10 protein-coding genes are annotated in these 10,708 nt (G+C 68.9%); 7 read left to right on the top strand and 3 right to left on the bottom strand.

Going from position 1 to position 10,708, the window contains the following annotated elements; genetic code table 11:
- Nucleotides 1-313 precede the first annotated feature (313 nt).
- The 3 genes from DW298_RS00235 (at nucleotide 314) to cls (ending at nucleotide 3,774) form a co-directional block, all read left to right on the top strand.
- Complete coding sequence (locus tag DW298_RS00235) at nucleotides 314-1,102, top strand: hypothetical protein (RefSeq protein WP_136040495.1); 789 nt, start codon at nucleotides 314-316, stop codon at nucleotides 1,100-1,102.
- Between the two features lie 131 nt (nucleotides 1,103-1,233).
- Nucleotides 1,234-2,202 carry a hypothetical protein gene (locus tag DW298_RS00230; RefSeq protein WP_240744947.1) on the top strand — a complete coding sequence of 323 codons (969 nt, stop codon included), beginning with the start codon at nucleotides 1,234-1,236 and terminating at the stop codon, nucleotides 2,200-2,202.
- Between the two features lie 111 nt (nucleotides 2,203-2,313).
- Nucleotides 2,314-3,774 (top strand): cardiolipin synthase, encoded by a 1,461-nt coding sequence (gene cls / locus DW298_RS00225; protein ID WP_136040494.1) that lies wholly within the window; start codon nucleotides 2,314-2,316, stop codon nucleotides 3,772-3,774.
- A 10-nt stretch (nucleotides 3,775-3,784) separates the two neighbouring features.
- Here cls and DW298_RS00220 read toward each other — a convergent pair whose 3' ends face one another.
- Entirely contained in the window at nucleotides 3,785-4,780 is a 996-nt protein-coding gene (locus tag DW298_RS00220; protein WP_240744945.1) for a hypothetical protein, read from the bottom strand.
- A 134-nt stretch (nucleotides 4,781-4,914) separates the two neighbouring features.
- Nucleotides 4,915-5,886 (bottom strand): alpha/beta hydrolase, encoded by a 972-nt coding sequence (locus DW298_RS00215; RefSeq protein ID WP_136040492.1) that lies wholly within the window; start codon nucleotides 5,884-5,886, stop codon nucleotides 4,915-4,917.
- Nucleotides 5,887-6,083: 197 nt separating this feature from the next.
- Here DW298_RS00215 and DW298_RS00210 point away from each other — a divergent pair, with 197 nt between their 5' ends.
- Nucleotides 6,084-6,491 (top strand): pyridoxamine 5'-phosphate oxidase family protein, encoded by a 408-nt coding sequence (locus tag DW298_RS00210; protein WP_136040491.1) that lies wholly within the window; start codon nucleotides 6,084-6,086, stop codon nucleotides 6,489-6,491.
- A gap of 34 nt (nucleotides 6,492-6,525) precedes the next feature.
- Here DW298_RS00210 and DW298_RS00205 read toward each other — a convergent pair whose 3' ends face one another.
- Nucleotides 6,526-7,230, bottom strand: coding sequence for a hypothetical protein (locus tag DW298_RS00205; RefSeq protein WP_136040490.1), 705 nt, complete (start codon nucleotides 7,228-7,230; stop codon nucleotides 6,526-6,528).
- 116 nt (nucleotides 7,231-7,346) lie between these two features.
- On the opposite strand from DW298_RS00205, the gene DW298_RS00200 reads away from it, so the two are divergent.
- From DW298_RS00200 to argG, 3 genes are all read left to right on the top strand, one after another.
- Complete coding sequence (locus tag DW298_RS00200) at nucleotides 7,347-8,612, top strand: MFS transporter (RefSeq protein WP_136040489.1); 1,266 nt, start codon at nucleotides 7,347-7,349, stop codon at nucleotides 8,610-8,612.
- 131 nt (nucleotides 8,613-8,743) lie between these two features.
- A complete protein-coding gene (locus tag DW298_RS00195) occupies nucleotides 8,744-8,962 on the top strand; it encodes an AbrB/MazE/SpoVT family DNA-binding domain-containing protein (protein ID WP_205820187.1) in 219 nt (72 codons plus the stop codon).
- Nucleotides 8,963-9,089: 127 nt separating this feature from the next.
- Nucleotides 9,090-10,535: an argininosuccinate synthase gene (gene argG, locus DW298_RS00190; RefSeq protein ID WP_136040488.1), complete on the top strand. Its 1,446-nt coding sequence runs from the start codon at nucleotides 9,090-9,092 to the stop codon at nucleotides 10,533-10,535.
- Nucleotides 10,536-10,708 lie beyond the last annotated feature (173 nt).

Below are 10,708 nucleotides of genomic sequence, written 5' to 3'. Positions count from 1 at the left end.
GGCTACAGCCAGCTCGCCGCCAGCCACTCCGGCAAGTGCCTCACCCTCCGCGACGGCAACATCGCCGACGGAGCGAGCTACGGCCAGTGGAACTGCGGCGTGACTTCCGGAGCCGACTACCTGAAGTTCGAACTGCGCCCCGCGGCCTAGTCGAACGCGTCAAGAGAAGGGGCGGGGCGGGATCTTCCCACCCCGCCCCTTCTGGGATGAAGCCGAAAGCATCCGCGGATAGGATGTTCAGCGCCTCGTCCGCGCCCCTTCCGAGGACCACTCGTCTCCCACCGCGCGGTCGACGACCGGTGAGGGGGTGGGCGTGACCGAGCTTCGCACACACCCCGTCACGCGCTCGCCCGGCCCCTCGGATCAGGCGGAGCGTGCAGCCGCGCTGCTCCGGTCGAACCGTCGTCGCCGCAGCATCCGCCGCTGGGTCGCGATCGGGACCATCCCGCTCACCCTCGCCGCCCTGCTCTTCGTGGGAAAGCTGCTGAGCATGTACGCGTTCGCACACCAGGCGATCACCGCCTACGTGGTCGACGACTTCGCCGGATCCGAAGCATCAGCACGCGGACAGGACTTCCTCAACTGGTTCGAGCCGTACAAGGCGCCGTTCAACATCGGGACCGCCCTCGGCGCGGCCGAACAGCTGCCCGAAGCCCGGACCGAGCTCGAAGAGGCACTCGACCTCGCGACCGGACTCGAGGTCTGCGGAGTGCGCATCAACCTCGCACTCGTCGTCGAGCGCATGGGCGACGACGCGCGTGCCGACGGCGACGGTGCCGCCGCAGCCGAGTTCTACGGCGAGGCGCTGACCATCACGGTGGAGACTCCGGACGAGTGCCACAGCGAAGAGGCACAGCAGCAGTCCTCCGACCCGCAGCGCGACATGTCGGGCACCCTCGACGGCACCGAGGATCGCCTCAAGCAGAAGCAGCAGGAGCAGCAGCAGGAGCCGCAGGAACCCGAGCAGCAGCCCGGCGAAGACGAACAGCCCTCCGAGGGCAAGCTGGACGAGCTCGAGGGCAAGCTCGAACAGGGCACGCAGGAGCGGGATCAGCAGCAGGGCGACGATCCCGGCGGCACGGGAACGGACAAGCCGTGGTGATGGATCCGGAGCAGCAGCGGGCGCGCTACCTGGCAGGCACCGAGGGGGCTCCCCCCGCCCCTCCGCCCGGCGGATATCGCGGTGCGCGACGTGAAGCGTTCGCACCCGCTCCGGCGCCCACCGTCGCCCCGATGCCGTCCGCAGACGAACCCCAGCCCTCCGCGAGCGCCCTCGGCTGGATCGCCCTCGCCGTCGCCGTCCTCTTCGCACTGACCCTGCTCGGCACGCTGATCGCCGGCGGCACCGACCTCCTCTACGGCGTCACGATGCTCACGGCGCAGCTCGTGGTCGTCGCCGTGGTCATCGCCGCACTGTTCTCGCCGCAGGCGCGCAAGCTGGGGGCGATCGCCCTGATCGTGACCGTCCTGTTCAACGTCGCCACGGTCGGCGGCATGAGCGCCCTGCAGACCTCGGCTGCCGGCAGCTACCAGGGCGCCAAGACCGCCGATCAGAAGCACGCCGAGGGGTACCCCGGCATCAAGGGCACCGATCCGCAGGAGACCCTGTCGCAGCAGTCCCTCGAGGAGGTGCGGGCGCAGTCCGAGGAGCTCTTCGCCGACATCCGCACTCGGCTCACGCAGGAGTTCGGCTTCACCTGGGTCCCCGTGGGTGATGAGGATCTGCGCCCCGAGCGCAACGGCTACGGCGGCGAGTCGATGCTCGTGGAGTACACCTCGGCGGCGTGGGCGACCGAGCAGCCCGTGCAGGGATACGCACGCAAGCAGGAGGTGATGGCCGCGATCGACGAGGTGGTCGTGCAGCACGGGTTGTGGAACCTCTACTCCTTCAACGACCCCACGGGGTCGGGCATCGACCCGTCGATGATCGCCAAGCTCTACGGAAGCGACGATCCCCGCACGCAGCACACGTGGGAGTACTACACCGAGAACTACCCCGATCCGATGCGGTTCTACGCCAACATCTACGACCTGTCGAACGACCAGGACGGCGGCTTCCTCGCCGCACGCGAAGCGCAGGCGGCCCGCACCGGGGAACCACTCGAAGGTCTGCAGCTCGTCGTGATCGCCAGCGGCGTGCTCGGCGAGGCCGACCGCGACGAGTTCGAGACGAAGCTGCAGGAGTACCCGGGCTTCGAGTGATCGCGCGCGGCATCCGCACCGCCACGAGCGCCCCACCCGCGCAGGATGAGCCTCGCACCCGCGCCCCCTGCACCGCGTGTCACACTCAGGCATCACCTCGAAGGAGGATGCATGGACGCGCTTGTCTCCGCGAACCTGATCTGGATGATCCTGGCCCTCGCGGCCCTCGCCATCAATGTGGTCGCACTCATCTACATCCCCCGCGGCCGCAAGCCCACGGCGGCGATGGCATGGCTGCTGCTGGTGTTCCTGGTGCCTTTCGTCGGCATGGGCCTCTACCTGCTGATCGGCAACTTCCGGTTGCCCAGGAGGCGCCGGGAAGAGCAGCAGCGCGTCACCGAGATGATCGCCGCCGAAGCCGTCGACAACCCGGACGCGGGGGCCCCGCGCTGGCTCCAACGCGTCGCTCAGCAGAATCATGCGCTCACGGGGTTGCCGGTGGTCGGCGATTCGTCGGCTGAGCTGATCGACGACTATCAGGGGTCGATCGATGCCATGGCCGCCGCGATCGACACGGCCGAGCGATACGTGCACGTCGAGTTCTACATCGCCGCACGAGACGCCACCACCCACGGGTTCTTCACGGCGATGGAGAGAGCAGTCGCGCGCGGGGTCACCGTGCGATTGCTGGCCGACTACATCGCGTCACGCAAGATCCCGAAGTCCGAGGAGACCTTTGCCGAGCTCGACCGGATCGGTGTCATCTGGTCGTGGATGCTGCCGGTGCGGCCGTTCAAGGGGCAGTACCAGCGCCCCGATCTGCGCAACCACCGCAAACTCGTCGTCGTCGACGGGAGGGTCGGCTTCGTCGGCTCCCAGAACCTCATCTCGCGCGACTACAACGCCGAGAAGAACATCAAGCGCGGGCTGATGTGGCAGGAACTGATCGCGCGGGTCGAAGGCCCGGTCGTCGCGCAGGTCGACGCCGTCTTCCTCTCCGACTGGGTGATCGAGACCGGAGAGGATCTGTCGGCCGTCGAGCGGGTCCCGGCATCCGCCGTGTCGAAGCCCACGGGCGCCGACCTGCACTGCCAGATGGTGCCGAGCGGTCCGGCGTACGGCACCGAGAACAACCTGCGGATGTTCCTCTCCCTCATCCACGGCGCCACTGAGAAGGTCATCCTCACCAGCCCGTACTTCGTACCCGACGAGGCCATGATCTACGCCATCACCACAGCGTGCCAGCGTGGACTCGACGTGCAGCTGTTCGTCTCGGAACTCGGCGACCAGGGGATGGTCTATCACGCTCAGCGCTCCTACTACGAGACGCTGCTGCGCGCGGGAGTGCGCATCTTCCTCTACCCGGCGCCGTACATCCTGCACGCCAAGCACTTCTCGATCGACGACGACGTCGCGGTGATCGGCTCGAGCAACATGGACATCCGTTCGTTCAGCCTGAACTCGGAGATGTCGCTGCTGGTGCGCGGAGAGTCCTTCGTGACTCAGATGCGCGCGGTCGAGCAGAAGTACCGCGCCGCGGGGCGTGAATTGACCCTCGAGGAGTGGTTGCGCGAGCCCGCGAAGTCGACGTTCCTCGACGGGGTCTTCCGCCTGACGTCGGCGCTCAACTGAGGCGACCTGCTCAGGACCCGAGCGTGAGCAGCATCCGGGCGAGCACATACCGCGCGTGCCCTCGAGGTGTGCGCGGGTCGTAGCCGAGGCCATCGACGAGCGCGATCAAGCGCTCCTGCACGCTCGAGTGATGCCGACCGAGGCGCACGGCGGCGGCACGTACGCTCTGCTCCTCGGCGACGGCGTCGAGCAGCTCGCGGCTGCGGTCGTCGAGGGCGGCGAGCGCAGCGGCATCCGGATGGAGCGGTCCCTGCTCGGCGACCTCCGCGACGAGCAGAAGGGCGCCGAGGTCGGCGGCGTCGACGACCGGTTCGGCCGGGCTGGTCAGCCGGACCGCCACGAGTGCGGAGGACCACGACCGGGGAAGCTGTTCCCCCGGTCCCGCGGTTCCGAGTCCGAGTCGCAGCCCTTCGCCGTCGGCCCAGGCGCTCACGGCATCCATCTGCGCATCCAGGATGGTCGCCCGGGTGAGGCCGTGCCGGGTGGCGACCACAGCCGACGGATGCTGCGGCAGGGGCGCGGGATCGGGCGGCGAGGCGACCAACCGCAGCGCACTCGCGCCGAGCCGGAGCCGCGGCAGAGCAGCAGCCCGCTCGTCGGCTCCCGCATATGAACTGATCGCGAGCTCGACCGCGCTCTCCGGGCCGACCGAGCGACGAGCCCGGATGATGCCGAGGGCGAGGCTCAGACGTTCCAGGATCATCGCGTCGTTGGTGTGCGCAGCGCCGTCACGCTCGATCCACGCGATCGCTCCCGGTCCGCTGTCCCGCACGGGCCAGGCATGCGAGGGCTCGACCGGATCGATGCGCACCCCATCGGCACGCACGCGTACGATCTGTCGGCCGTCGCGCTGGCCGACCGTTGCGCCGCTGAGCACCGCGGCACCGCGCAGCATGCTCTCCACGCCGACCGATCGGGCGACGAGCGCGTCGAAGTAGGTGACGACCTTGAGCGTCTCGCTGGCATCCGGGTCGAGGGCGGTGAGCCGCCCCAGCAGATCTTGCATGTCGGGCTCCATCGCGCGGGGATTCCACCCTACGGCGTCCTCCCCTCCGGGTTCCCGTCGCACTTTCCGTCGTTCTGAGACCCTGAAACCGACAGAAAGTGCGCCGGGAGGAAACCGCGCAGGGCAGTTGGGGCTCAGGAGAGCAGTCGGTTCACCCAGTTGTCGCGTGCGGCGAGCATGGCCTGTGCGACGGCAGCGTGCGGAGCGAACATGTCGAAGCCGTGGAAGCCGCCGGCCCAGACGTGCAGCTCGGCCTGGACCCCGGCTTCCCAGAGCTTGGTGGCGTAGGCGACGTCCTCATCACGGAACACCTCGGCGCTGCCGCAGTCGATGAACGCCGGCGGCACCCCACTGAGGTCGGTGGCGCGGGCCGGGGCGGCATAGATCGAGACGTCGTCGGTGCCTTTGCGGTCGCCCAGGAGCGCCGTCCACCCGGTGACGTTCGATCCGCGGTCCCAGACGCCGATGCCGTCGATCTGTCGGGTCGAGACCGACTCGTCGCGGTCGTCGAGCATCGGGTAGATGAGCAGTTGCCCGATCAGTTCCGGGCCCCTCCGGTCGCGGGCCAGCAGCGCGGTGCCGGCAGCCAGACCGCCGCCCGCACTGCCGCCGCCGATCATCAGTCGCGACAGGTCGATGCCGAGCTCCCCCGCATTCTCGGCCGTCCACAGCAGCGCGGCATAGCAGTCCTCCACCGGGTACGGATCGGGGAACTCGGGAGCCAGCCGGTATTCGACCGTGACGATCACACCGTTGAAGCGCTCAGCCCAATCGAGGAAGCCGACGACCCCGAGCCAGCGATTGCCGATGATCATGCCGCCGCCGTGGGTGTGGAAGAACCCGGGGCCGGTGCCCGTCCGTCCTTCCTTCTCGATCACGGAGACGACGATCTCGTCACCCCCGTGCCCGGGGATCGTCACGTCGCGATAGGTGAACCCGCGGTCGGCGAGCGCGGCGAAGATCTCGTCCTCGCCACTGACCGGGGACTGGCGCAGGAGCGGGATCATCTCCGGCGTGAGAGTGGACGGCAGCTGGTCGCCGACGAGGGCGAGTGCGGCTTCGAGTTCGGGGTCGAAGGGCGGGCGTGCCAGGGTCGTGTCAGTCATCAGAACTCCTTTGTCCTCGGCCGCGGACGGGGCGGCGTCCGGCCAGCCTCGTGCACGTCGCCCCCGAGGATAACCCGCCAGTCGAGGCGTATCCGGCGCTTCCCGTCCGCCGGGTGGCGGGGTCGCGATCGACGGAGCGCCTCGCCCGAAGGCCTCCGGAGCGCTGACTACACTGGCTGCAGAGGGAAGGAACGCGCATGATCCGAGAACTCGATGAACAGCAGTCCTACGATCTGTTGAGCACGACCACGATAGGACGCATCGGCTTCGTCCACGACGGACGTGTGCGGATCCATCCCGTGAACTTCGCCGTCTCCGGACACGATCTGTTTCTGCGAACGTCGCCCGATGGCCCGCTGGCCGATCTGACGCGCGAGACGGTCGACGTCTCGTTCGAGGTCGATTACCACGATCCGCTCGGGAGCACGGCGTGGAGCGTGCTTCTGCACGGCAGTCTCTCCCGCGCGCCGGAAGGCGATGCCGCCGCCGTCGCCGCGCGCATCCACCCCTGGGCGGGTGAGGATCGGAGCCTTCCTCTGGTCCTGCACATCGAGAGCCTCTCCGGTCGCAGCGTGCGACGGGACTCGACGCACGGAAAGATCTGAGTCGCGGCGGCGGGGTCTGCCGTCGCGCGCACTCTCACGCCAAAGCCAGCCCTGCGGCGAGCGCGAAGCCCAGCACGGTGGCGAGCCCCGTCGATTCCTTCGCCTTGGACTGGGCCTCGGGGATCATCGAGTCGACGAGCATCACCAGCAGCGCTCCCGCCGCGAACCCGCTCGATGCGGATCGGAAGGCGTCGCCGGTCACACTCGCCAGCGCGAATCCCGCCACCGTCGCCGCCGCACAGATCACGGCCACTCCTGCCCAGAGCAGCAGCACCCGGGATCTGGCCATGCCGCCCTCGAGCAGGTCGGCGGCCGACCCGATCGACTCGGGCAGGTTGGATACGAGGATGGCCACCACGAGCGCGATGCTCACCGGCTCGCCTGACGCCAGGCCGATGCCGAGCACGAGCTGCTCGGGGATGCCGTCGAGCAGGGCGCCGACGGCAAGCTGGCCGCCACCCGCCTGCGACTTGGTCTTCGCCGCGCGGGCATCGAGGATGCGATCGGCGATGTAGTAGCTGATGGCGCCGGCCGCGACGCCGATCACCAGCGGGACGGGGCCGGCGAGGTCGAGCCCCTCTTCCCAGAGCTCGAACGCGATCGAGGCCATGAGGGCACCGGCGCCGAACCCGAGGACGATGCCGAGCCACCGCGGCGGCCACTTCCGGAGCAGGGCGAGCACCGCTCCGACGAACAGCGGCGCCGCCGCGACCACGCCCCACAGCACTGCTGCACCCATATCGCACCTCCGTGGGGCCTACTCTCCCACTTCGTCCGGCGTCTCCCGGCTCGACGCACCAGGGGAGAACGCGGTGAATAGGATGACAGCAGCGGGTGGCGACGGAGCGGGGCGGTATGAGCGACAGACCGACAGAGATCCTGCGCGTCCCCGCGTTCGCCCTCTTCTGGTCGTCGTCCACTCTCGGCGCGTTCACCGGGGCCGTGACCGCGATCGCGTTCCAGGTCCTGATCGTGACGACACTGGACGCCACGCCGTTCGAGATCGGCCTGCTCAACGCGGCCAACGTCGTGCCCTACCTGCTCTTCGGCCTGGTGGCCGGCGCTCTGATGGACCGATGGCGACGCAAGCCCGCTATGGTCTTCGCGAGCATCGGTCGCGCTCTGATGCTGGCGCTCGTGCCGGTGCTGTGGCTCACGGGGACTCTGACCGTCTGGTCGTTCGGCGCCCTGTTCCTGCTCTACGGCGCGCTGACCCTCGTCGCGGACTCGGCCGCGCAGCCGATGCTCCCCCGACTGGTGCCACGACACCAGCTCGTCGCGGCGAATGCGCGCCTCGGACAGGCGGGCACCGTCGCCCAGACCACCGGCCCGGCGATCGGCGGTGCCCTCGTCGGCTGGTTCGGGGCCCCGTTCGCCATCCTCATCGATGCGGTCGCGTATCTCGTGAGTGCGGTCCTGCTGAGTCGGATCCGCGTCGAGGAGGTGAAGGCGCGACGCCGGACGGACGGTCGCCACCTCGGGCACGACATCACGGAGGGCCTGCGCTGGACCTACTCCCATCGCATCCTCGCGCCGATGGCGGCGTCGGTGAATGTGTGGTTCCTCGGCAACAGCATCGCGCTGACCGCATTCGCCCCCTATGCGTTGAGGGAACTCGAACTGAATCCGCTGGCGTTCGGCATCGTCCTGGCGATGGGCGGCGTCGGCGGATTCATCGGAGCCCTCCTCGCCCCTGTGGCGGGGAGACGTTTCGGCGTCGGCGGCGCCGTGCTCACCGGACGCATCCTGTCGGCGGTCGCCTGGACCGCGATCGTCGTCCTCCCCCTCTCGGACATCGCCTCTCTCGCCATCGTCGCCATTCCCCTCGGAATCGGGCAACTCCTGTTCGGGTTGGGCATGGGCCTGGAGGATCCCAACGAGATGGGCTACCGGCAGGCCGCGGCCCCCGACCACATGCAGGGGCGGCTGAACGCCTCGATCCGCACGGTCAACCGCGTCGCCTTCCTCGTCGGCGCGCTGGTCGCCGGCGGCCTCGCCACCGCGTTCGGCTACCGCGCGACGATCGCGGTAGCCGTGGTGGTCTTCGCGCTCGCCGCGCTGATCGTCCTGTTCTCCCCGCTGCGCACGGCACGCCACGAAGATGTCGCCCAGTCGGAGTAGTCGGCATTCGGTGTGACCAACGCCACCGCGCACTCTCTGCACGCGAGCCGCTGATATGAAGCACAGGAATCCTCCGAAGGACATGGCGCCGGTCCGCGGGCGCATGCCATCGTGATGACATGAAGGCACACATGGATAAGTCGGGACGGATCGTCATTCCCGCCGCTCTCCGCGAATGCGTCGGACTGGTCCCCGGCCCTGTTGAGCTGGTCCTCGACGGCAACGGCATCCGTATCGAGATGAACGCCCCGGACAACTCCTTCGAGAGGGGCGGCCGTCTCGTCATCCCGGGCGGACCGCCCCTCACCCCGGAAGACGTCCGAGAGCTCCGACTTGCTGACCAACGCTGATCTCCGCATCAGCACCACGGCCGCCTCGCATGCCGCGTCGCGGGTCGAAATCCTACGCGTCTGAAGCGGGGGTCTCCGCCGTCACGCGGCACGGGGCGACACGCCGGTCGCGGATAGACTGGAAAGCATGTCCAAGGTCCTCCAGTCCCTGCCCGTCGGCGAGCGCGTCGGCATCGCCTTCTCCGGAGGACTCGACACCTCCGTCGCCGTCGCGTGGATGCGCGAGAAGGGCGCGGTGCCCTTCACCTACACCGGCGACCTCGGACAGTACGACGAAGACGACATCGCGTCGATCCCGGGCCGCGCGCTGGAGTACGGCGCCGAAGCCTCGCGCCTGATCGACTGCAAGACCGCGCTGGTCGAAGAGGGCCTGGTCGCCCTCTCCTGCGGCGCCTTCCACATCCGCTCCGGCGGCAAGACGTACTTCAACACCACCCCCCTCGGCCGCGCGGTCACCGGCACGCTCCTGGTGCGTGCCATGAAGGAGGACGGCGTCGACATCTGGGGCGACGGCTCCACCTACAAGGGCAACGACATCGAGCGGTTCTACCGCTACGGCCTGCTCGCCAACCCGCGTCTGCGCATCTACAAGCCGTGGCTCGACGCCGACTTCGTCACCGAGCTCGGCGGCCGCAAGGAGATGAGCGACTGGCTCGTCGCCCGTGACTTCCCCTACCGCGACTCCGCTGAGAAGGCCTACTCGACCGACGCGAACATCTGGGGCGCGACGCACGAGGCGAAGACCCTCGAGCACCTCGACGTCTCGCTCGAGACCGTCGACCCGATCATGGGCGTGAAGTTCTGGGACCCGTCGGTCGCGATCGAGACCGAAGACGTCTCCGTCACGTTCGAGGGCGGCCGCCCCGTGGCGATCAACGGCGTGGAGTACAGCGACCCGGTGGCCCTCGTCATGGAGGCGAACACCATCGGCGGACGCCACGGCCTCGGCATGAGCGACCAGATCGAGAACCGCATCATCGAGGCGAAGTCGCGCGGCATCTACGAGGCTCCGGCCATGTCGCTGTTGTTCATCGCCTACGAGCGCCTGGTCAACGGCATCCTGAACGAAGACACCCTCGCGACCTACCACGAGCAGGGTCGCCGCCTCGGACGCCTGATGTACGAGGGCCGCTGGCTCGAGCCCCAGTCGCTCATGCTGCGCGAGTCGATCCAGCGCTGGGTCGGCTTGACGATCTCGGGCACCGTGACGATCCGTCTGCGCCGCGGCGACGACTGGACCATCCTCGACACGGTCTCGCCGAACCTGTCGTACGGCCCCGAGAAGCTGTCGATGGAGCGTGTCGGCGACGCCGCCTTCGGTCCGGTCGACCGCATCGGTCAGTTGACCATGCGCAACCTCGACATCGCCGACTCCCGTGCCCGCCTCGAGCAGTACGCGGGGCTCGGCCTCGTGGGCGGCGCGACCGGGGAGCTGGTCGGTCGCGTGACAGCGGGCGAGTCCGCCGAGATCACCGAGTCGGTCCACGGCTCCATCTCCGAGGCCGACGAGAGCCTGGCGGATGCGGTCGACACCGTGTCCGAGGGCGCGGCGTTCGATTCCGGCACCGACTGACGTCGCTCGTCCGTCGCACGCGCCGCGCGCGAGGGCGGATGGCCGCGCGCGGGGCTGGAGGGTTGCCGACGCGGCCAAACTCCCCGCTGTGATCGACTCGGTCAGCGCCGCTCGTCGGTGCGGTCGAGCTCCTCGGTGCGGTCGAGCTCCTCGGTGCGGTCGAGCTCCTCGGT

Source organism: Microbacterium sp. A20 (assembly GCF_004794515.1).
In the GTDB taxonomy this organism is placed as follows: Bacteria; Actinomycetota; Actinomycetes; order Actinomycetales; family Microbacteriaceae; genus Microbacterium.
The sequence above is the reverse complement of the archived record's forward strand: the minus strand, read 5'-3'. Positions and strand labels throughout refer to the sequence as shown.